Genomic DNA, 21,707 nt, shown 5'->3' on the forward strand with positions numbered 1-21,707 from the left:
GGCTGGCTGGCCTGCTCAACCGCACCGCGCTTGAACTCGGTGCTGAACTTCCTTCGCTTCGACATGAACACTCCTCATGGCCTTGATCGGCCTTCTCGTAAGTGTCCGTGAAAACGGGGGTGAACCCCTATCTTCTGTGGAGATTGACGATTGAGTTCGGCTTGCGACTTGGCGAGGCGCTAAGTCTGAGGCTTCAGGACTGTCCGTCATTGGGTCGAAACTACATTAGTGTCGTCAGGATTGAAGAGCGCGACGACGGAGTGATTGATCCGAGAGGAACGCATGCCCCAAGGCCAAAAACCCTAAGTCGAGACCTTCGATTTCTATGGAAGGAGACCAGGTTTCCGCATCTAATTGCCCAATACACGACTCGCTTTCGTCGCGCCTCGATCAATGAGCATGGTCGCCAGGTTTACCGGTGGGTACTTCCACACCCATTCCTGATTGTCGCAACGAACGGTAAGCCGCTTTCTATCAGTACCGCGAACGATGTGGCGTCCGCTATCAAAGCGGCAACCGGCATCAACTTCCACTGGCATTTGGCACGACACGCCTTCTTCAATCGGATGTACCTGCGCGCCAAGACCAATCAGGAACTGCAGGATCTTGTGTACTGGGGTGGCTGGGAGAGCGAAAAGAGCCTCGAGATCTACTCGCGACGTGCTCGAGCCGATCGCGCGAAGGGAGTGATGCGATCTGAAAATGAGAATTGGTCGTGGATGGCATTGCAATGATGCAGAACCATGAAACTGGCCTGTGGGAAGATTCGGACGGACGCAAATTTGTCCGCAATGAATTCAATCCAGACACCCCAGTGTTTATCGACGTAACGGACGATGTTTGGCGCTTCAGCCTTGGTGGCTCAGCGAGGAAGTTAGATTGGCAACAAGGAGCTCTGCCTAACGCTGTTGTTGAGCCTTTGCAAGTTCTTGCATTGGAGCAATTGCGAACTAAATCCGCGTCGTGGGCGCAGCACGTGCATAGGATGTTGCATGGTCTCGTTACGACTGCAAGCAGTCTCGGGATAGAGCTTTCTGGCGGACTTGGTGCTCTGTCAATCAAGGAATGGGCAGCAATGTGGGTGCTGCTTTCAAACGAAGCTCGAACAATGCTCCGAATCTTCTATAGGGAGATGGCTCAGCGATCAATGGCGGGAGCGAGCCCAGCTATAGCACTCGAAATGGACGAATGGGTCGCGTGGCCACAACCTGCGGGCATGCAGGACGTGTTGACCTGGAATACAGAGACTGGGGCATACACGTCGGGAGAATCGGAGCTGGCTCGACGCGCATTGGCCTGCCCCATAGGTGACGATGAGTCTGATGTTGAATATATCGTCCGGGTCTTTGGCTGGATTCTGTTCGAGACCTATAAGCGTCCACTGCAGTTGCTAGGTATGCGCAAAGATGCCTTGGTTACCTATAAAGGGAATCGCTGGCAATACTTCCTAAGAATTCCGAAGGTAAAAGCGCAGACGGGCGATGCTGCCGAGTTGTGGCCTGTAAGCGAGGCGCTGGGGAAATCGATACAAGCATTGGGCGATCGCCCGTTGCTCCTGGCTTTACAGGAAAAGTTCGACCGATTGATTGTCGTGCCAGGCAGAAAACAAGGCGGCAACAATCGAAATGCAACCACTATCGGTTCGCGCGATCAATACGGCCTAGAACTTCCGATGGAGTGGCATGAGCATGGGCAAGTACCTACGGGCACCATGACAAGATTGCTGCGCAGGTGGAGTATTGAAAGAAATATCGTCAGTCCAAGGACTGGAAAGGTACTCGTTTTTGGAGCGAAGCGCGTTCGTCATACCGGCGGAACGCGTCTTGCCATGCAAGGTACGCCTCGAGATGAAATCCAGACAATCTTCGAGCACGATGATCCTACATCGGCTCAGGCCTATATAGATGCGGTGGCTTCTGAGTTACTGCCTGCGATCGAACGAGCGGATCGTGCGCTAGGTGGGCTATTCGCCGGTCTTAATGCGGCCTTCTTTCAAGGCGTGGTTGTACCCGCGTTAGGAGAGAAGCAAATTCTCGTACCCGATTTTCACTCGGGAGCCCCCGCTGTCGTTGGCTCATGTGGCAGCAGCGGGGCGTGCCCAACTCACCCATTTTGGGCGTGCTACGGAGGATGCCCGCATTTTCAAGCATGGCGGGATGGCGATCACAGCGCTTCAATGAAGTATGTCCAGCGGGAACATGAACGATGGAGTCATGCCGAAGCTGGAAAAGAGCGCAGCAAATTGGGCAAGGATTTTGAGCAGGTTTACGCCGGCATAAAAGACGTGATCACGGCAATTGAAGAGGGACACTAGGATGTCGGCCGCACTTTCTCATTGGCTGCATCAGCACACGGCGGATTCTTCCATTGCGGAGTTGGGATCACACTTGATCGCCTTGATTCCGCCAGGGGCGTCATTCGACTCGGATCAATGGAATGTAATTGCGTGGGTATTACGCCCTGGAAATAGCATTAGCAGATACCTCTACTTCAACAAAATCACTCATGCTGACTTGAAGGTGGCATGCAAGATCTGGATTCTCCATGGACGAATGACCCGAAATCTGGCGGAAGGTTCGGCTCAAGCTCGTTTAACGGTCGTGGCAATCCTTGGGGAAGTTCTTGGAGCGCGACCCTTCGACACGCTCAAGAATGAAGATTTCTACGCCGCAGAGCGGCGAATCAAAAAGAATCGCGAGCCTGCTGGTGCGTACGGGCTATGCAAAGTACTCGCGACCTTTGCGAAGTGGCTGAATTTGCGGACGCGGTCGAGACTTGGCTACGTTTCCCGCATGAAGAAGCCGGCAAAGCACGGGCGCAAGGGTAACGATGCGGGCCGAAATGAAAAATTGATGCCAGACGAGGTAATACGCGATCTGATTGCCGTCAATTCCAGGGACGATATCAGCGACACCGATCGCTTCTATTTGCAAATTTTCACGATCGATGTTGGAGCCGGATTCCGCGTCGGCGAGTTGGCGAACTTGCCGGAAAATTGTCTCGTGGAGCACGATGGCGCATTGCAGCTACTGTACTTCCCCGAGAAGAAAGGGCGTCCAGTTCCAAAAGTGGTGCCTCCGAGCTTGGCGCCGGCAATCCGTGCTGCGGTTTCTGCATTGAAATCTTCCACCGAGGATTTGCGGAAGCTTGCCGCGCAACAACGAGAGAACGAGCCAGTCGATTGGTTCAAGGTGTCTTCCAATGAAGCGGCAGCACGCTACTTCGCATCAAAATTCGCACACGAATGGACGGCAGATCCAGCCAATCGGCTCATCAATCCCGATGCGGTTTGGCATAAGTTCAAAAAGAAGCTGATCGATGCGATCGGCACGCTAGAGGAGTGCGGGGGTAATAAGTCTGAGGCATGTCGCAGACTGGATGTCTCATACATGAGTCTGGAAAGGATGCTAGCTGAGCAGAATTCCGCCCGTGCAGGTGAGCTCCGCACGTTGACCTGCAAGGGAAAGGAGATTCGCAGTTGGAACTTCGATCCTCGACTCATTAACGAGAATCAATTCAAGCTGCGCATGCGGACCACAACATACAAACTGTATCCGTCCGTCCGGGCGATCATTCAAGACGCCAAAGAAATGCAGTTGCGTGGGGAGATCTATCCGAATCCGGCTCGGGATGAAGGCATGGAGGCTCAATTCAAACGATCATTTGCGCTCATTAGAGGTCCGGGGGGTGAGTCCTGCCTGGAAGCTCACGAGGCGTTGCTGCTTCGCAAGCGCGGCCGGGGAGGCAATTCTCGTGCCGGCGATTTTCTTGCGGTCACCACTGCAGACTTGGCGAAGTGGCTAAACCGCAATGACGGAAGGACCAAGACGAGCGTTTTTCAACGATTCGGGATCGTCGATCCAAGGACAGGCGAGATTGCCAAGTTTACTTGGCATGACGTGCGGCACTGGCTCAACACACAGTATCAGCGAGGCGGCCTCAGCCAGCAGCAGATTGCCTTGATCTTTGGTCGCAGGGACGTCGGTCAAAATGCCACATATGACCAAACATCGAGCGAGGAGCGGGCAGAGCGCCTAAGAAATGCGGTGCGGGACGGGGTCATCGTCGGCGAGATCAGCGATACTTATTCGCGCCTTGCGGATATCTCCAGAGAGCAAGCGGAGGAATATCTTGCGGGCGCGCTACGAATGATAAATATCATGCCGCACGGTCTGTGCACCTTGAATTGGGCAATGAATCCGTGCCCACACTATCTCAGTTGTTTCACGTGCGGTGGGGATAGTGAGGAGAACGGCGGCGCCTGCGAGCATCTGATTGTGGACCGCAACAATTCTGGGCATGTCGCTGAAATCAGACGTCTTCGTAGCGAGGCGCAGGTAGCGCTGAAGGTTATTCCTCCGGAGTCTCCAATGTTCAGTCATTACTTGCGCATATTCAGCAATACCACCCTCAAGCTTGAGCAGATGGGGCTCGGCGCCGAGGTGACTTCGCAATGAGAAAACAACTTCGTGGCGAGGAATTGTCAGATCGCATCCGCACGGTGATCCATGAGCTGGCGGATGAGGCAGCTAAGCTCGGCAAAAACTACGTGTTCAACGCAAGCGAGGTTTCGGTGCGCGTGCCAGCATCGAGAACGACACTGAGACGCTATGAGCATGTGGTATCGGAAACGCTGAAATCAATGAAAGCGGGGCGCCGGTCAACTTCAGGCGAAGCTTTGATTGCGATGTTTCGCGCCCAGAACGAGCGACTGCAAGAAGAACTCGCCGTGGCTCAGCGACAAGTTCAGGCGCTTCGACAGCATCATGTTGAAATCTATAGGCGATTTCATCGTAGCTCCGCAGACATCACGCCGCTGCTGGCACCGCTTCTTGTAGAGGAATGCAAAGAGGCTTCAGCATGCCTGTTCTGCGGGGGTGATATTTCTGCAATCACGAGCCGGAAGAAGAGCGGCAATGTCTTCCCAATCAAACCTGCTCCCGGAAGGCGAGAACGATGACAGATAGCGAGGGCATAGCGCTTAAGGAGCGCTCGTGCGACAAACTTGTGGAAGAGCAAGCCATCGGTCTCGGCTATACGCCATTACAGGCGCGGGTGATAGCAGGTCGATTGCACGGGGTTCCCTTTTCGCAACTTCCCTCCCTAATTGCACCATCGCCTAACGACCTGGATGGGCCGCAGGAATTGCCCGATATCGATAAAGCCGCTAGGCATCTTGCCGACGCAATCTCTGCGCGCACACCAATTGCGCTAGTCACGGATCACGACGCGGATGGCGCCACATCCCACGCGATTCTCAAGCATGCCTTGGTTGCAATGGGGTATCCGACTGGCCGTATCTTGAGTTTTCTCTCGCATAGGATGAGCGAGGGATATGGTATCAGCGATGCGCTCGTTGACCGTATGCTTCCTCAGCTCCCGCCGAATACATGCATTATTACCGCTGACCAGGGAAGTACCGATGAGGCGCGAATCTCCCGGTTGGTTGCTGCGGGCCATTCCGTTGTAGTGACAGATCATCACGGCATTCCAGAGGAAGGGCCGCCGCAATCAGCTCATGCGGTGGTCAACCCGGTGCGGCGCGATAGCAAGTTTCCAGACAAGTCGATAGCGGGCTGCCATACCGCATTGCTTGTCATGGCGGCAACCCGGGAGGCGTTAATTGATCGTGGGTCTTTAGCCCCGGATTCGCCACGCGTTTCCGATCTCATGGACTACTGTGCTGTTGGCACCATTGCGGACGCATCGTCGCTGGCATATTCGCTAAACAATCGAATGATTGTTCAGCGCGGGCTCCGTTTGATGAATTCGAAGCCGCGGCCTTGTTGGAGGGCGATGCGCCGCCTGCTAAATAAGGATGGGGATTGGACCGCTGCCGACATCGCATTCCAGATCGCCACTCGTATAAATGCGAGAGGACGCCTCACTGACGCCTTGTTGGGCGTTGAGTTCCTGTGTTCCACCACTGAAGAAGATGCATTTCATCTCCTCCAGGAGCTTGATGCCAACAATCGTGAGCGGAAGGAGATTGAAGCGGCATTGCGCAGCATTGCGGAGCCCTTGGCTAAATCCAGTGTCCGCGACGGGCGGCTCGGGCTATGCCTATGGCTGGGGGAGCGATCACATGCTGGCGTGCATGGTATTACCGCCACTCGCATGGTGGAAAGGTTCGGCGTCCCAACAATATGCTTGTCCCCGCTTGCCGGTGACGAGAGCATTGCCACCGGTTCAATACGAACAACACCACACGTTAATGTCCTACAGACCTTGACCCTAATCAGGCAGCGCTGGCCCGGTCTATTGTTGAGCGCTGGCGGGCACCGTGGTGCGGGCGGGCTCAAGGTGAAGCGAGACGATATTCCCGCTTTGGCCGATGCATGGGATACATGTGTCAAAGAAGCCTATGGCGATGAACTGCCATCACCGTATCTGCTAGTCGACGGGTTGCTCGAAACGCCTGGTTTGGATCATGTGCGTGAGTTGTCGGCGTTGGAGCCTTATGGGCGGGAATTCGAGCAGCCAATATTCATGGGTACCTGGCGCGTGAACGATATGCGCCTGATTGGCGACGGAACCCACTTGAAGTTGCGGCTCTCAAACAGCGCAACTGCCATCGATGCAGTCTGGTTTGGAGCCAACAAAGAGGGGATTCCTCCCGTCGGTGTCGGAGTCACCGTGAGGTTTGCTTATTGTCTGGATGCGCAAAGTTACCGCGGCAACACCCGATTGCAACTGATAATTCGAGGGATAGATTTGCGTTGATTGCGCAGTTTGGATGCCCTAGCCACGTGTTGTGAGATGAGTAGGACAGTCACGAAGCATCTGTTAGACACGACAATGTTCGAGCCCGGGGCCAATCAATACCTCTGCACTTGGCCACCCTGTCCAATAGAGTTGCCCCAAGCGCGTCAGCCTATGAACGAAGCCGCGACCCAATGCGCTCTCAGGTTGCGGATTAAAGGGCGGAAACGAACAGCCATTCCACGTACCGCTCGCTACTGAAGTCGCACGCCGGCGTATTTCCTGATAGATCGTGTCGCGCAGGCCATCCACCTGGGGCCCGTGCTGCATGGCCATGGAAGCGCCCCGCCGCACTGCCGCCCAGGCACAGTAGCGCCACTGCGCTACCGTCAGCACCACTCCGCTTTCCCGATAGGCGAACGCGATGTCCTGTGCCCATTCACCGGAGAACCGATGCTTGAGTAATTGCTGCTCGAAGAAACGTTCGGCCTCGGCAGATCCCAGTTCGGTCCAAAGCCGCAATCGTTCTGCCGTCGTAAAGTCGTCTCGCTCAAGTGAGTTGAAGTAGTCATCCAGCGCATCGATCAGCCGCCCCGACTCATACACGGTCCAGGATAGATGCCACTGCAAGCCTTCGATCGGCGTGATAAGAGCATTGGGCTTCAGCTCCCAACGCGCCTCGGGCCAAGGTACTTCGATGACGCCACGCTCCTGTAAGTACCCCATGGCCACCAGGGTCATCCGCTTGGTCTGGGCAATCGGCAGGCGGTATTCCTGTCCGGTCAATAGCGCCCATAGGTACAGGCATCCTCTCAGCCCAAGTTCATCGACGGTGGCGGGGGCGGGCGACGCCATGTGAGGCAGAGGTGGTTGTTGGGGTTCTAAGAATAACTTAGTATCCAAGGACCGGTCACTTCCGCCATCCTTAAGGCTTCCTTAGGGGATGGTAGTGACGACTCGAATGGCAAAGTACCCGGTTTTTGCGCTACGACTGGCCCAGGCGCGTGAGCGCTCAGGCCTTTCGCAGACGCAACTCGGTGTGCTCGCCGGCTTGGATCCTGCCGTGGCCTCTCCCACCATCAATCAATACGAGCGCGGCAAGCACGAACCCCAGCTCAAACGGGCTAAGCGGCTAGCCGAGGTGCTGGGCATCCCGCCGGCCTTTCTCTATACCGAGGACGACCTGCTCGCGGAACTCCTGCTGCAATGGAACGGCCTGTCCCTGCGCAAGAAGAGAGAACTGCTCAAGCTGGTCGAGGGCGCCAAGGCGCCCCACACGAAGAGGTCACGCAGGGCGGCGTGATAGCCTGGCGCCACCAGCGATCCGATCCCAACGGTTACGACGAAGTCGCGCTGCGCTCGTAAGGCTGTCGCAGGGCGCCCAGGATCGCGCAACGGTCGCGTTCGCCACCGGCGCACTGGGAGATGACGCGCTCGAGTTCGGCGGCCATGTTGTTCAGTTCGCGAATGCGATCACGGATGTCGGCGAGATGCTGACGGGCGATGACGTCGACATCGCAGCAGGACATCGTCGGGTTGTCGTCGAGGCTGAGAAGGCTACGGATCTCTTCCAGGCTGAATCCGAGCTCGCGGCCGCGGCTGATGAAGCGCAGCCGGTCGACCTCGATGGGGCTGTATTCCCGGTAGCCGCTGGCGGTGCGGGCAGGGGCGGGCATCAGGCCCGAACGCTCGTAGTAACGGATGGTTTCCAGGTGACAGCCACTAGCGGCCGCCGCTTCACTGATTTTCATTCGCATTTGCCCTTGACCCTGTAGTAGCTACGGACTTTACGCTGGGCTCCTGTGTGGCGCCAGTCCGGTGCCCTCCCATGGATGTCCGTCCTGTGCGATTCGTAGCCCGACTCGGTTTGCTGCTCTGCTTGGCTTGGGCGTTTGGTGTGGCAGTGGCCGCCGAACCCGCTAACCCGCGCCAGACCTGGCAACTGCTGGATTACATCGCCGTGGACTACGCCGGCGCGGTGCAGGACGGGCAGGTGGTGGCGCCGGCGGAGTACGCCGAGATGCGCGAGTTCGCCGCGACCGTGCGAACGCAGCTGTCGGCGCTGCCGGCAACCCCGGCCCAGACTGAGCTGATCGCGCAAGCTGATCAGCTGGTGGCGACCGTGGAGGCCAAGGCCGAGGCGCAACAGGTCGCCGCGGCCGCCCACCAGTTGGCCGACGCCCTGCTCAAGAGCTATCCCATCGCGGCGGTGCCTTCGACGCCGCCCGACCCGGGCCGGGCCGCGCCGCTGTACGCACAGCAATGTGCCGGTTGCCATGGCGCCTCGGGTCGGGGTGATGGTCCGGTGGCGGCCAGCCTGAATCCGCCCCCGATCAACTTCACCGACACCGATCGCGCGGCACGCCGTAGCCCGCTGGCGCTGTACCAGGCGATCTCGCAGGGCATCCAGGGCACGGCCATGACGGGCTTCTCGCAGCTGTCGGAAACCGACCGTTGGGCGCTGGCGTTCTACGTCGGTGGCCTGGCGTATCCCGAAGAGGCGCGAGCGAAAGGCGAGGCCCTGTGGCGCGATAGCGGGGTACTGTATCGCCAGATTCCGACTCTTGAATCACTGACCCAGACCAGCGAAGCGGATCTCGCTGCCTCGCTCGGTGAAGCCCAGCAGGCCCGGGCGATCATCGCGTACCTGCGTTCGCAGCCGCGGGCGGTCACGACCCATGTCGTGGATGCGAAGGATGACCCGTTCGCACTGGCGCGCCAGCGCCTCGCCGGCAGCGTGCAGGCCTTTGCGGCGGGCGACGCCACACAGGCCAAGGCCTTGGCTCTCTCGGCGTATCTGGATGGGGTCGAGCCGGTCGAGCCGACGCTGGCGGCCCGCGATGGCGCCCTGATGCGCGAAATCGAAACCGCCATGAGCGAGTATCGCGCGCAACTCGGGCGGAACACGCCAACGACCGAAGTGAAGGGGCAGGCCGACCGGATCAGTAGCTTGTTCGATCGTGCCACCAGCGTGCTGCGGGATAGTCACACCGACAGCACGACCGCCTTCCTGGGCAGCTTCACCATCCTGCTGCGCGAGGGCCTGGAGGCCTTGCTGATCGTGATCGGCATGATCGCCTTCCTGCGCAAGGCGGAGCGCCGCGAAGTGCTGCCTTACGTGCACGCCGGTTGGATCGGCGCCTTGCTGGCCGGCGTGGTGACTTGGGCGATCGCCACCTATCTGGTCGGCGTCAGCGGCGCCAACCGCGAGGTCACGGAAGGCCTGTCCGCGCTGTTCGCGGCGATCGTGCTGCTCAGCGTTGGGATCTGGATGCATCAGAAGAGTCTGGCGGGCCGCTGGCAGCAGTACCTCCACGCCAAGATGTCGGCGGCGCTGACACGGCGTTCGGCGATCTTCCTGTTCTCGCTGGCCTTCATCGCGGTCTACCGCGAGGTGTTCGAGACGATCCTGTTCTTCATCGCCATGTGGAGCGAACACAACGGTGGTGCGATCGTCGCCGGATTGGTGGCTGGCAGCGCCGCGCTTGCGGCGATCGCCTACTGGATGCTGCGGATGAGCAAGCGCCTGCCGATCAGCCAGTTCTTCTCCATCAGTTCGATCCTGATTGCGGTGCTCGCCGTCGTGCTGGTGGGCAAGGGCATCGCCGCGCTGCAGGAGGCGGGCTGGATTGGGCAGGCGCTGGTCGCCGTGCCGCGGATCGATTGGCTCGGCGTCTATCCGTCCTGGCAATCGTTGACGGCCCAGATCGTGGTTGCCGTGATCGCGGTCGGCGGCTTCTATCTCAATGCCCGTTCTTCGCGTGCCCTAGCGCGCGCCGCCAAGTGAGGATCTTTCGATGAGCGATTGTGGTTGCCACGACACCGCCGCCACGCTGAGCAGGAACAGCGACAATGCCCGTCGTCGGGTGTTGTGGGTTGTGCTGGCGATCAACGTGTTGTTGTTCGTTGGTGAGTTCAGCGCCGGTTGGTGGGCCGACTCCAGTGCATTGCAGGCCGATTCGCTCGACAGCCTGGGCGATGCGTTGGTCTATATCCTGAGCTTGTGGGTGATCGGCGGAACGCTGCGGCAACGAACCAAGGCCGTGTTTCTCAAGGGCGGCATCCAGGCGCTATTCGGCCTTGCAGTGCTGGTCGAGGTTGGGCGTCGCGCATGGTTGGGGGCCGAGCCCGTCGCACCGATCATGGCGATCGCCGCGAGCATCGCGCTTGTGGGTAATTTGATCTGCTTTGGGTTGCTGACACGCTTTCGCAGTGACGACATGAACATGCGCTCGGTCTGGCTATGCTCGCGCAATGACCTGGTCAATAACGTCGGCGTGATCGCAGCAGCAGGACTGGTGAAGTGGTTCGACAGCCCATGGCCGGACTTGCTGATTGGCCTGCTGGTCGCCGTGCTGTTCCTGCGCACGGCGGCCCATGTCCTCACGGGGGCATGGCAGGATTGGCACCGTCCGGAGTCTGTGGTTGTCACCCAGCCGTCATCGTGTGGCGCGCGGCGTTCCGCCACACCCGACGCTGCCGCCAACCGTCGCGGATGAAATTTCATAACGTCCAGCCGGGTGTGTATTGTGCGCGGGTGACTTCGGCCGCCTCCCGTACCTTGCTCGCCCGCCTGCGCGCTTCCACGCGGCTGGCGGTATTGGTGTTGCTGATCTTCGCCATGAAGATTGGCGCTGCGGCCGCCTGCGTCAAACACGATTTTGCCGACCTGGGCTTCGGCACGGATGGCAGCCATGCCGTGGCGGTGAAAGCATCGCCGCTGGATAGCGGTAATGACGATTCCACTAAGCTCAAGCTCGGGCATGCCGCTTGCAGCCACTGCGGTTGCCATCATGCTGCAGCCATGGTGCCGGATACGCAGGTCGTGATTGTGCTCGTGCCACAGGCGCTGCCTATGCGTACGTCCGGGTTGCCGCCCAGCGCGTCGCAACCCTTGGAGCTGAGGCCGCCGATCGCCTGAGTCAGGTGTTATGCCCCTTGGGCGCGGAGCGCCCGAGGACACCGTCGACTCAGAGGATCCTCCAATGCATTTTGTTCGTTCGCCGCGACGACGTCGCGTCGCGCGGCTGGCCGTCCTGGCCCTGGCAGCAAGCTTGCTGTCGGGCTTGGCCGTGGCCGCCCAATCTCCCGAGACACAGGCCCCCGCCGCGCTTCGCAACGCGCTGCAGGCCGCCTGGCAACACCATCCCAGTTATCGTGCCACCGAAGCGCAACTGGCCGCGGCGCGTGCCCGGTTCGATGCAGCCGGACAGCCGCTCTACAACCCCGAAGTTGAGTTGGCTGGTGACGATGAAGGCCCGGATCGCACCACGACCGCGGGCCTCAACCTCACGCTCGATCTGAGCGGCAAGCGCCGCGTGCGTCGCGAAGCGGCCGCCGCTCGGGTCGATCAAGCCACCGCTGAGGCAAAGCTGCGTCGCCGCGATTTCGCCAAACAGTGGTTCGCCAGTTGGGCGGAGTTGCAGACGATGCAGCAACGCGTGCGTACCGGTGAACGCCGATTGGCGTTGGTGACGCGCTTCGGCGATTTGGCGCAAAAGCAGTTTGCGGCCGCCGACATTTCCGGGTTGGAACGCGACTTGGCGCTGCTGGCCCGCGATGAGGCGCAGGCCGAGCAGTCGCAACTCGTCGCCGAACAGGCGGAGGCCGAGGCGCGTTTCCGCGCGGTCGGCGGCTTACCGGAACTCCTGGCGAGCCTGGCGCTGCCCAGCAATGCATTGCCACCGCCGACGGCGCCCCAAACCGGCATCGAACAGTTGCCCGATTGGCAAGCCGCACAAGCTGCTGCGCTCGCCGCCGAACGCGAAGTCACCGTCGCCCGTCGCAACCGCATCGCCGATCCCACCGTGGGCGTGCGCGGAGGACGTATCGACTACGGCAATGTGCAGGACAACGTGATCGGCGTGTCGCTCAGCATCCCGCTCTTCGTGCGCAATTCGTATCGCGCCGAAGTGGTAGCGGCCCAAGCCGATGCGGATGTCGCGGTCGCGGAAGCCGAACGCGTGCGCGTCGAACTGGATGCCGATCGCCGCCGCGCCATCGACAGCTACGCCGCTGCGCAATCGGCCTGGTCGCGCTGGCAGGCGAGCCGCGGCACGGATGTGGAGCGTCGCGCCAATCTGCTGGAAAAGCTCTGGCGTGAAGGCGAGCTATCCACCGCCGACTACCTGCTGCAGCTCAAACAGACCCTCGACACGCAGCTCGCCGGCGCCGAACTTGAAGCGCGCCTGTGGCGCAGCTACGCCGACTACCTCGCCGCCACCGGACAGCTCGAGCGCTGGGCCGGCCTGGAGGGCACCCCATGAGAGAGATTTCGATGACCCCGTTCCGTCTGATGTCCCCGTTGCTCGCAGCGGCGTTGCTGCTTGCCCTGGCCGCATGTTCCAAGTCCCCCTCGACCGAGTCGACCGCAACCGAAGCCGAGAGCGCTGAAGCGCCTGCCGAAAGCGAAGCCGGCATCGCGCCCGTCAAGCTCGATGCCGCAGCTATGAAAGCGGCCGGCATCGTCGTGCAGGCGTTGCAACCCGCTTCGATGAGCGAACAGCTGCGTGCGCCCGGTGAAGTGCTCGACAATGCCTACGGCACGGCGCTGATCACGCCCAGCGTCGAAGCCCTGGTCGTGCGGCGACATGCCAAGCTCGGTGACGAAGTGCGTACTGGTACACCGCTGGTGACGTTGTCCAGCGTCGAGGTCGCCAATGCCCAGGCAGAGTTGCGCATCGCCGAACAGGAATGGCGTCGCGTGTCCGCGCTTGGCCGTGAGGCCGTGTCCGGGCGCCGCATCAACGAGGCGCAGGTCGCGCTCGATCGCGCCCGCGCCACCGCGCAGGCGTACGGCTTGCCGGGTACGGCGGCCGGGCGCAGCAACGGCCAGTTCACGTTGACCGCGCCGCATGCAGGACGCATCACCGAGGATGCGGTCGTCATCGGCGAAAAGATCGAGCCGGGCAAGACGCTGTTCCGCCTGGTCGACGAATCGGTGGTCTGGGTCGATGCCAAGTTGCCGTCCGGGATCGTCCCGCGCATCACGCCTGGCACGGAAGCAACGGTCGTATTCAACGGCGAACGCCTGACGGGCACCGTCCAGCACCCCGCGCATCGCACCTCGGACGCGACCCGCAACGCGGTGGTGCGCATCGAGGTGCCCAACAAAGGCGACCAGCTGCATAGCGGCGATTACGTCGATGTGTTCTTTGAAGCCAGCGACGCCGCCAATGGAAAGAGCCCTGCTGCGACGGTCGTGTCAGTACCGACCGACGCGGTGGTGCAGTTGGAAGGCGACACGGTCGTGTTCCGCCGCAACGCAGCCGGTGCGCTGGAACCGACGCCGGTTCGCACCGGTGAGGCGATCGGTGATCGGACCGTCATCCGCGAAGGCCTCAAGCCCGGCGACGCCGTCGTGGTCGAAGGCGCCTTTGCGGTCAAGGCGCAGATGCTCAAGTCGCAGCTGGGGGAAGAGTGATGACCCCTGACGCCAAGCCCGCCTTCGCGGGAGGTGCGCCATGCTGAATCGCCTGGTCGAACTCTCCCTGCGCTACAAATTCCTGGTCCTGATCGTGTTCGCGGTCGTCGCCTTCCTTGGCGTCAGCGCGGTACGCAACGTGCCGATCGATGCCTTCCCCGACGTGACGCCGGTCCAGGTCAATATCTACACCGAGTCCCCTGGTCTGGCCGCCGAGGACGTCGAGCAGTTGCTCACCACGCCGGTGGAGTCGGCGCTGGCCGGGCTGCCCAAGGTGCAGGAAATCCGCTCGGTCAGCCTGTTCGGGTTGTCGTACGTGTCGGTCTATTTCAAGGACGACATGGACATCTACTTCGCCCGCCAACTGGTCAACGAACGCTTGCAGGAAATCGGCGACCGTCTGCCGGAAGGCTACGGCAAGCCGAGCATGGGTCCGAACACGTCGGGCCTGGGACAGGTGTACTGGTACACGGTCGAACGCGCCCCCGGTGTCACCAAGGATCAGGTCACCGATATGGACCTGCGCACCTGGCAGGAGTGGACCGTGCGTCTGATCCTGCGCACCGCGCCAGGCGTGGACGACGTCAGTTCCTGGGGCGGTGGTGAACGTCAGTACCAGGTGCAGATCGATCCGCAGCGCCTCTATGCCCGCGGCTTGGGCTTTGGCGACGTAATCAACGCGCTCCCCGCCAACAACGGCCAGGTCGGCGGTAACGTGATGGACGTGGGCCGCGAGCAGTTCCTGGTGCGTGGCCTGGGCCTGCTGAAATCGACCGAAGATATCGGCGCGATCGTGCTCAAGGCCGAGGACGGTGTGCCGGTGTACCTGCGCGACGTGGCGACCGTGGTCGAAGCCCCCGCGCCGCGCTTTGGTGCGGTGACGCGCGACGGCCAGGAAGTTGTGATGGGCCAAGCACTCGCCCGTATCGGCGAGAACGCCAAGGACGTGGTCGAGGCGGTCAAGGGCAAGCTCGATGTGGTGCGCGATGCACTGCCCAAGACCATGGTGCTCAAGCCCATCTACGAGCGCACCGATCTCGTCAACAAGGCGGTGGAGACGGCCGTACGCGCATTGGTGGAAGGCTCGCTTCTGGTCGCGGTGATCCTGTTCCTGTTCCTTGGAGAGGTCCGCTCGGCGCTGGTGGTGATCGTCACGCTGCCGCTGGCCATGCTGATTGCCTTCATTGGTATGGGGCAAGTCGGCTTGTCCGCCAATCTGATGTCACTCGCGGGCCTGGCGATCGGCATCGGCATGATGGTGGACGGCGCGGTGGTGATGGTCGAGAACGCGTTCCGGATCATGGCCGAGCGATTGGAGCACGGCGAGAAGGTCGACAAGACCTCCGCGGTGCTGGCTGCCGCCAAGGAAGTCGCCAATCCGATCACCTTCGCGATCGGCATCATCATCGTGGTGTTCCTGCCGCTGTTCTCGCTGGAAGGTCTCGAAGGCAAGATGTTCAAGCCAATGGCCTTCAATATCGCCTTCGCCATGGCCGGCTCGCTGATCCTGAGCCTGACCCTGATCCCGGTGTTGGCCTCGATGATCCTCAAGCCCAAGCCGGAGCGTGACACCTGGCTGGTCGCACGGATCAAGCGCGGTTATCGCCCGCTGCTGGACAAGGCACTGGCACGCAAGCGTGTGGTGGTGGTCAGTGCCGTCGTGGCGCTGGTGGCGAGCCTCGCGTTGTTCCCGTTCCTCGGCAAGGAGTTCATGCCGCAGCTGCAGGAAGGCTCGATCATGTGGCGGATCACCGGCATCCCGTCGACCTCGCTCAACGAATCGATCCGCACCAGCAACACGATCGCGGCGGCGTTCAAGCAGTTCCCCGAGGTCGAGACCACGCTGGCGATGATCGGCCGCGCCGAGAAGGGCGAGACCGCCGACGTCAACTACATGGAGATCTACACCGCGCTCAAACCCGAGGACGAGTGGAAGTCGGGCCGCGACATCAAGCAACTCGAAGCGGCGATGCAGGAGACGCTGGAAAAGGTGGTTCCCAACGTGGTGCCCGGTTACACCCAGCCAATTCAGATGCGCGTAGAGGAGTTGATCTCCGGTGTGCGCGCCACGCTGGCGCTCAAGCTCTACGGCGAAGATTTGGGTGAGCTCGACAAGCTCAGCGGCCGGATCAAGCGCGTGCTGGACAAGGTGCCTGGCGTGGCTGATCTCGCCCTGGAAGCCAACATCGGCAAGCCGCAGATACGCATCGCGGTCAAGCGCGACGAACTCGCCCGACATGGCATGAACGCCGAGGAGGTGCTCACCATCGTCCGCAACGGCTTGGGCGGCGAACCGGTGAGCGTATTGCTCGATGGCGTGAAACGCTTCGACATCGCGGTGCGGCTGGATGACGCGACACGCGATTCGGTCGAGTCCTTGCGCCGCATCCCGTTGCGCACCGCGACCGGCGCCCTAGTGCCGCTGTCGGAGGTCGCCGACATCAACGTGACCGAAGGCTACTCGTTCGTACGCCGCGAGCAGTTGCAACGCTATGCCGTGATCCAGATGGATGTGCGAGGCCGCGACGTCGATGGCTTCGTCCAGGACGCTGAGGCAGCGATCAAGCAACAGGTGAAGTTGCCGCCGGGGTACTGGATCGAGTGGGGCGGGGCGTTCGAGAACCAGCAGCGCGCCTTGGCCAAGCTGGCGCTGATCGTGCCGGTCACGATCTTCTTCATCTTCGTGCTGCTCTATACCGCGTTCAACTCGGTCAAGTACGCCGCGCTGATCCTGGCCAACGTGCCGTTCGCCACCATAGGCGGCCTGCTAGCATTGTTCGTCACCGGCCAGTACCTGTCGGTGCCTTCGGCGATCGGCTTCATCGCGGTGTTCGGCGTGGCAATGCTCAACGGCATCGTGCTGGTGAGCTTCCTCAACGAGCTGCGTGAGAAGGGCCTATCGGTGCGCGAGGCGGTGGTGGAGGGCACGGCGCTGCGTCTGCGTCCGGTGCTGATGACCGCGAGTGTGGCGATCCTCGGTCTGGTGCCGATGCTGCTCTCGAGCGGTGTTGGCGCGGAAACCCAGCGGCCGTTGGCGACCGTGGTTGTCGGCGGTCTGATCAGCTCGACGCTGCTCACGTTGATCCTGCTTCCGGTCCTGTACGAATGGCTTGAAAACCGCTCCGACCGCAATGTGGCCGAGCGCAACTCCAGGGAGACCGCGTCATGAAACAGATCAAGGCATTCGTCCACCGCAACCGCGTCTCGGACCTGATCCACGCGCTGGGAGCCGCCGGCTTCCAGCGACTCAGCCTGTTCGACGTGAAAGGCCTGCTGCGCGCACTCAGTGCGCGCGAGCAGGAGTATTCCGTCGAGTTCGGCGATCAGGTGATCAACGAGGTGCAGATGGAGCTGTTTTGCGAAGACGGTGATGTGGCCCGAGCGGTTGGGATCTTCCGCCAAGTCGGACACACGGGTCGGCCTGACGCCGGCTGGGTCTATGTCAGCCCGGTCGAACAGGCGCTTGCGATCGATGGCGCCGTGTAGCGGCGTTGCATAGACCCGGTTGAGGATCAGACACATGGCCCGAACACACAACGCTGTACGCGAGTTCGTGATTCCGGTGGGCGTGGCAGCGCTGGCAGTTGTGCCAGCGCTGTTCCTTCGCGTGACCGGCAGTAGCGTCGGCGCACTGGGGGACACAGCGCTGTTTGGCGTGGCCATTCTGGCCGCCGGGTTCCTGTTGTCGTGGGGGGCGGAAGCCGCCGAGAAATACATCGCCACCGGCTTCGTGCTGGCGGTGGTCGCGTTGATCACGGTGCTGCCCGAGTACGCAGTCGACTTCTACTACGCCTATCGTGCAGGTCAGGATCCGGCCTCCGGCTACGTCGCCTACGCCGCGGCCAACATGACTGGCGCCAATCGCCTGTTGATCGGTCTGGCGTGGCCGTTGCTGGTCGGGCTGCATTGGTGGAGGTCAAGGCAACGCGGGATTGCGTTGCAGCCAGAGAACTCGGTCGAGATTGTGTTTCTGGCTCTGGCCAGTGTGTATGCCTTCGTCATCGTTCTGAAGGACCGGATCGGGATCTTCGACTTTGTCGTGCTGGGTGCCTTGTTCTGCCTCTACCTGTGGCGCACCTCGCAGGCAGACAACGAAGAGGAAGCAGATGACGAGGAACCAGGTCCGGGAGCGGTGATTGCGCAGTGGTCGCCCGCAAAGCGTTGGACTGCGATGGCAGTGATGAGTCTGGTGGCGGCTGGCGTCATCTTGCTGGCCGCCGAGCCCTTCGCCGAGTCTCTTGTGGCTTCAGGGCGCCGCCTAGGGGTCGACGAGTTCCTGTTGATCCAATGGCTGGCGCCGTTGGCCAGTGAGGCCCCGGCGGTCACCATCGCCATCCTGTTTGTCCTGGATGGCCGTGCTCGTGCCGGTTTGACCACCATGATCAGCGACAAGATCAATCAATGGACCTTGCTGGTGGGCATGCTCCCGATCGCCATGAGCATTGGCGCTGGCGAACTGACCTCACTTCCGCTGGACGCGCGGCAGCATGAGGAGTTCTTCCTGACGGCGGCGCAATCGGTGTTCGCCCTCATGTTGCTGTTGTCGTGGCGTTTGGGGCCATGGGGTGCGGTCGCCTTGGTCTTGCTGTTCGTCACCCAGCTTGGATTGGCGTTCTTCTACCAAGCGACGCCGGAGCGCGAAATCGCCGTGCTTGCCGGGATGGCCTGGGTCTATCTGGCGCTGGCGGCGGTGTTGATGATCTTCAATGCCAAACAGTTGCCGCTGCTATTCCGTTCGGCGTGGGCAGTGCGCCTGGCTGAGTCGAAAGAAGCATCTTCTTGATTTCACAGATTGGAGAATCCGAACATGGGCGCAGGGCACGATCACGGAACAGGCGAAATACAGCATGAGAAGCCCTTGTGGTGGGCCTTCGGGCTCACCGCTGCCTTCCTGATTGCGGAAGTGGCTGGCGGCTTGATCACCAACAGCCTGGCGCTGTTGTCGGATGCGGCCCACATGATGACCGACGTGATCGCGTTGGCGATCTCGCTGATCGCCGTGCGTCTGAGCCGTCGGCCGCCGGACGCCAAGCGCACGTATGGTTATGCGCGGATGGAGGCCATTGGCGCGATGGTCAATGGTGGCCTGCTCTTCGTCGTGGCCGGCTACATCTTGTGGGAGGCCGTGGGCCGCTTCCGCCAGCCGCCGGAAGTGGCCTCGACCGGCATGATGGTCATTGCCTCCATCGGCTTGGTGATCAATCTGATCTCCATGCGACTGCTCAAGGCCGGCAGCGGCACCAGCCTCAATGTCAAAGGTGCCTATCTGGAAGTGTGGAGCGACATGCTGGGGTCGGTGGGCGTGCTGATCGGCGCGTTGATCATCAAGTTCACCGGCTGGAAAGTCGCCGATCCGATCATTGCCGTGTTGATCGGCCTGTGGGTGCTGCCGCGCACGTGGACATTGCTGCGGGAAGCCGGTCAGGTGCTGATGCAAGGCGTGCCGCACGGGCTGGAATTGGATGAGGTCCGCACCATGATGCTGTCGCATCCCAACGTCACCGCCGTGCATGACCTGCACGCGTGGGCATTGGGCTCGAAGGAGCCCGTACTGACGGCGCATATCGTGCTGCGCGACGGGGGCGATGGAGAGCAGGTCCGGCGCTCGCTGGCCGCCGCGCTGGAGGAGCGGTTCAACATTCACCACGCGACACTGCAAGTTGAAATGACGCCATGTGACGATGCACATGGCCATGTGTGACCAGCAATTGCAGCGTTGCTTGAGTGCTACTCCGCATGCTCCAGACGGTCCAGAGTCGGACATGACTTGCCGGCAGGTGCTTGACTGCATTCGGCAATGAGGTTCATCAGATCGCCTTCCAAACGATGTAATGCATCGAGTCGTTGGCGAACATCGGCCAGCTTGAGCTCGGTCAGTTGACGCGTTTGTTCACAGGCTCGCTTGCCTTTGAGCTCCAACAGCCCAGCAATTTCATCCAGGGCAAATCCCATCGCCTGGGCGCGACGGATGAATTGAAGACGGGTGACATCGGCTGGTCCGTAGTGGCGGAAGCCGCCCAATGGCCGCTGGGGTTCCGGCAGCAATTGGCGACGCTGGTAATAGCGCACGGTCTCGACATTCACGCCGGCCGATGCCGCCAGTTTGCTGATGGTGAGGGCGCTCGCGGCCATGGCTTGACTCCGTACTTGGGTACGGACTGTAGTATGCGCCCATGGCTAGCCTTCCTGCCAAATCGTCCCTTCCGGCCATCGTTGCAGCGAGCCTTGCCGCTATAGGGGCATCGGTGTGCTGCGTTGTGCCCTTGGTTCTGGTGCTGCTAGGTATCAGCGGCGCGTGGATTGCCAACCTCACCGCGCTGGATGCCTGGCGACCTTGGTTCAGCCTGGCCACGTTGGTGTGCCTTGGCTGGGCATTCTGGAGCCTGTACGGCCCTGCCTCCCGCTGTCGAACGGAGGGAGCTTGCATGGATCCGGGTGTCCTGCGCCGCCGCCGGCGTTGGCTCTGGATTGCGACCGTCGTGATCGCGCTGCTGCTGCTCTTCCCGTATTACGCAGTCTGGTTCTTGTAGGAGACGAACGATGCGCCAGTTGATTGTTGGATTGATGATCCTGTGGACGGGCATGGCGTCGGCCGCGACGCCGAAGAAGGCCGTCCTCGATGTTGAAAACATGACCTGCCCGGCGTGTAGCATCACGATCGAAAAGGCCCTCGGTAAAGTACCTGGCGTTTCCAAGGGACAAGTCGACACCAAGGCGGCCACTGTCACCGTGGACTTCGATGCCGATCGCACCAACGTGCCGGCAATCGCGCGTGCGATCACCGAGGCAGGCTTCCCGGCCAAGGCGAAAGCGAACGGTGGCTGAGTTGCAGTTGCAGAGTACGCTGACGTGTCCGCAATGCGGGCACCAGGCCGTCGAGACCATGCCGACGACGGCGTGCCAGTACTTCTACGAGTGCACGGCCTGTGGCGAGCTGCTGCGGCCCAAACCAGGCGATTGCTGCGTCTTTTGCTCCTACGGCACGGTGCCTTGCCCGCCGATCCAGCAACAAAGGCCCTGCTGTGGGTAGGCGGTTGGACGCCGGGTGTGAGGAACTCGCCGGGTTAAACCGTGTCTATGGGCCATCCGGCTTGCCCGTCGCCGGAGGAGTACCATCCGGCCCATGACCCGGCGCGCCCGCCACCGCCTACAGATCGCCGTCCTGGTGATCGTCTGCCTGCTGTTCCAGCAGGCGGCGTTGGCGGCGTACCTGTGCCCGATAGAGCAGAGGCCCGCCGAAACCACGGCGATGGCCGAGCCTTGCGCCGAGATGGGCATGGCACAGCAGCAGGACACGGACAATCCACTGCTTTGTCAGAAGCACTGTAATCCTGATCACACAGTAACGACCGATACAGCCAAACTGTCCGTGCCGCCGCTGGCCATGCCGGCGTTCGTCCTTGCGCCGGTCTTTGAGCAACCCGTATCCCACGTCGCCATCCAGGTCGACGTGCCGATCGCCCGATCCGATCCGCCTCCGCGGCTGCGATTCTGCAGTCTTCTGATCTAGCCCCCGAAACGACGTAGCGAATTCGCGCCGGCGCCGATGCGCCGTGCGCGTCGTGTCATGTCTGTTTCGGAG

At 61.1% G+C, this 21,707-nt stretch carries 22 protein-coding genes; 19 read left to right on the forward strand and 3 right to left on the reverse strand.

Going from position 1 to position 21,707, the window contains the following annotated elements; translation table 11 throughout:
* Positions 1 to 119 precede the first annotated feature (119 nt).
* From CSC71_RS06840 to CSC71_RS06860, 5 genes are read left to right on the forward strand one after another with little or no spacing between them, the layout of a single operon-like run.
* Positions 120 to 734, forward strand: a complete 615-nt coding sequence (locus CSC71_RS06840) for a site-specific integrase (protein ID WP_162373619.1) — start codon at positions 120 to 122, stop codon at positions 732 to 734.
* Entirely contained in the window at positions 716 to 2,314 is a 1,599-nt protein-coding gene (locus CSC71_RS06845; protein ID WP_162373620.1) for a hypothetical protein, read from the forward strand. The genes CSC71_RS06840 and CSC71_RS06845 overlap by 19 nt, the downstream gene beginning before the upstream one ends.
* 1 nt (position 2,315) lies before the next feature.
* Positions 2,316 to 4,457, forward strand: a complete 2,142-nt coding sequence (locus CSC71_RS06850) for a helix-turn-helix domain-containing protein (RefSeq protein ID WP_162373621.1) — start codon at positions 2,316 to 2,318, stop codon at positions 4,455 to 4,457.
* Complete coding sequence (locus CSC71_RS06855) at positions 4,454 to 4,960, forward strand: hypothetical protein (RefSeq protein ID WP_162373622.1); 507 nt, start codon at positions 4,454 to 4,456, stop codon at positions 4,958 to 4,960. Before CSC71_RS06850 ends, CSC71_RS06855 begins: the two co-directional genes overlap by 4 nt.
* Complete coding sequence (locus CSC71_RS06860; protein ID WP_162373623.1) at positions 4,957 to 6,723, forward strand: single-stranded-DNA-specific exonuclease RecJ; 1,767 nt, start codon at positions 4,957 to 4,959, stop codon at positions 6,721 to 6,723. Before CSC71_RS06855 ends, CSC71_RS06860 begins: the two co-directional genes overlap by 4 nt.
* 63 nt (positions 6,724 to 6,786) lie before the next feature.
* Here CSC71_RS06860 and CSC71_RS06865 read toward each other — a convergent pair whose 3' ends face one another.
* The gene (locus CSC71_RS06865) at positions 6,787 to 7,557 is read right to left on the reverse strand and encodes a hypothetical protein (RefSeq protein ID WP_162373624.1); all 771 of its coding nucleotides are present in this window, start codon (positions 7,555 to 7,557) and stop codon (positions 6,787 to 6,789) included.
* A 106-nt stretch (positions 7,558 to 7,663) separates the two neighbouring features.
* On the opposite strand from CSC71_RS06865, the gene CSC71_RS06870 reads away from it, so the two are divergent.
* Positions 7,664 to 8,005 (forward strand): helix-turn-helix domain-containing protein, encoded by a 342-nt coding sequence (locus tag CSC71_RS06870; protein WP_246192051.1) that lies wholly within the window; start codon positions 7,664 to 7,666, stop codon positions 8,003 to 8,005.
* A 34-nt stretch (positions 8,006 to 8,039) separates the two neighbouring features.
* On the opposite strand, the gene CSC71_RS06875 is transcribed toward CSC71_RS06870, so the two are convergent.
* On the reverse strand, positions 8,040 to 8,453 hold the full coding sequence (locus CSC71_RS06875) for a MerR family transcriptional regulator (RefSeq protein ID WP_162373626.1): 414 nt from the start codon (positions 8,451 to 8,453) through the stop codon (positions 8,040 to 8,042).
* 152 nt (positions 8,454 to 8,605) lie between these two features.
* Here CSC71_RS06875 and CSC71_RS06880 point away from each other — a divergent pair, with 152 nt between their 5' ends.
* The 9 genes from CSC71_RS06880 (at position 8,606) to CSC71_RS06920 (ending at position 19,826) form a co-directional block, all read left to right on the forward strand.
* Positions 8,606 to 10,489, forward strand: coding sequence for a cytochrome c/FTR1 family iron permease (locus CSC71_RS06880; protein ID WP_246192053.1), 1,884 nt, complete (start codon positions 8,606 to 8,608; stop codon positions 10,487 to 10,489).
* 10 nt (positions 10,490 to 10,499) lie between these two features.
* The gene (locus CSC71_RS06885) at positions 10,500 to 11,201 is read left to right on the forward strand and encodes a cation efflux transmembrane domain-containing protein (protein ID WP_162373628.1); all 702 of its coding nucleotides are present in this window, start codon (positions 10,500 to 10,502) and stop codon (positions 11,199 to 11,201) included.
* A complete protein-coding gene (locus CSC71_RS06890; RefSeq protein WP_162373629.1) occupies positions 11,198 to 11,623 on the forward strand; it encodes a hypothetical protein in 426 nt (141 codons plus the stop codon). Before CSC71_RS06885 ends, CSC71_RS06890 begins: the two co-directional genes overlap by 4 nt.
* A gap of 64 nt (positions 11,624 to 11,687) precedes the next feature.
* Positions 11,688 to 12,968 carry a TolC family protein gene (locus tag CSC71_RS06895; protein WP_162373630.1) on the forward strand — a complete coding sequence of 427 codons (1,281 nt, stop codon included), beginning with the start codon at positions 11,688 to 11,690 and terminating at the stop codon, positions 12,966 to 12,968.
* Positions 12,965 to 14,125: an efflux RND transporter periplasmic adaptor subunit gene (locus tag CSC71_RS06900; RefSeq protein ID WP_162373631.1), complete on the forward strand. Its 1,161-nt coding sequence runs from the start codon at positions 12,965 to 12,967 to the stop codon at positions 14,123 to 14,125. Before CSC71_RS06895 ends, CSC71_RS06900 begins: the two co-directional genes overlap by 4 nt.
* 40 nt (positions 14,126 to 14,165) lie before the next feature.
* The gene (locus tag CSC71_RS06905) at positions 14,166 to 17,294 is read left to right on the forward strand and encodes an efflux RND transporter permease subunit (RefSeq protein ID WP_162373632.1); all 3,129 of its coding nucleotides are present in this window, start codon (positions 14,166 to 14,168) and stop codon (positions 17,292 to 17,294) included.
* Complete coding sequence (locus tag CSC71_RS06910) at positions 17,291 to 17,611, forward strand: P-II family nitrogen regulator (RefSeq protein WP_162373633.1); 321 nt, start codon at positions 17,291 to 17,293, stop codon at positions 17,609 to 17,611. The genes CSC71_RS06905 and CSC71_RS06910 overlap by 4 nt, the downstream gene beginning before the upstream one ends.
* A gap of 34 nt (positions 17,612 to 17,645) precedes the next feature.
* A complete protein-coding gene (locus tag CSC71_RS06915; protein WP_170295390.1) occupies positions 17,646 to 18,908 on the forward strand; it encodes a sodium:proton exchanger in 1,263 nt (420 codons plus the stop codon).
* Positions 18,909 to 18,932: 24 nt separating this feature from the next.
* Complete coding sequence (locus tag CSC71_RS06920) at positions 18,933 to 19,826, forward strand: cation diffusion facilitator family transporter (protein ID WP_162373634.1); 894 nt, start codon at positions 18,933 to 18,935, stop codon at positions 19,824 to 19,826.
* Between the two features lie 26 nt (positions 19,827 to 19,852).
* On the opposite strand, the gene CSC71_RS06925 is transcribed toward CSC71_RS06920, so the two are convergent.
* Complete coding sequence (locus CSC71_RS06925) at positions 19,853 to 20,257, reverse strand: MerR family transcriptional regulator (protein ID WP_162373635.1); 405 nt, start codon at positions 20,255 to 20,257, stop codon at positions 19,853 to 19,855.
* Between the two features lie 41 nt (positions 20,258 to 20,298).
* Between CSC71_RS06925 and CSC71_RS06930 the strand changes: the two genes are divergently transcribed.
* The 4 genes from CSC71_RS06930 to CSC71_RS06945 all read left to right on the forward strand — a co-directional run bounded on the left by CSC71_RS06930 (position 20,299) and on the right by CSC71_RS06945 (position 21,635).
* Positions 20,299 to 20,655, forward strand: a complete 357-nt coding sequence (locus CSC71_RS06930; RefSeq protein WP_162373636.1) for a mercuric transporter MerT family protein — start codon at positions 20,299 to 20,301, stop codon at positions 20,653 to 20,655.
* Between the two features lie 10 nt (positions 20,656 to 20,665).
* Complete coding sequence (locus CSC71_RS06935; RefSeq protein WP_162373637.1) at positions 20,666 to 20,950, forward strand: heavy-metal-associated domain-containing protein; 285 nt, start codon at positions 20,666 to 20,668, stop codon at positions 20,948 to 20,950.
* Positions 20,865 to 21,155 (forward strand): GDCCVxC domain-containing (seleno)protein, encoded by a 291-nt coding sequence (locus CSC71_RS15530; RefSeq protein ID WP_484573186.1) that lies wholly within the window; start codon positions 20,865 to 20,867, stop codon positions 21,153 to 21,155. The genes CSC71_RS06935 and CSC71_RS15530 overlap by 86 nt, the downstream gene beginning before the upstream one ends.
* Positions 21,156 to 21,248: 93 nt before the next feature.
* Positions 21,249 to 21,635 carry a hypothetical protein gene (locus tag CSC71_RS06945; RefSeq protein ID WP_162373639.1) on the forward strand — a complete coding sequence of 129 codons (387 nt, stop codon included), beginning with the start codon at positions 21,249 to 21,251 and terminating at the stop codon, positions 21,633 to 21,635.
* The last annotated feature ends 72 nt before the right edge of the window (positions 21,636 to 21,707 follow it).

It is taken from the genome of Pseudoxanthomonas sangjuensis (assembly GCF_010211755.1).
GTDB classification, from domain to species: domain Bacteria; phylum Pseudomonadota; class Gammaproteobacteria; order Xanthomonadales; family Xanthomonadaceae; genus Pseudoxanthomonas_A; species Pseudoxanthomonas_A sangjuensis.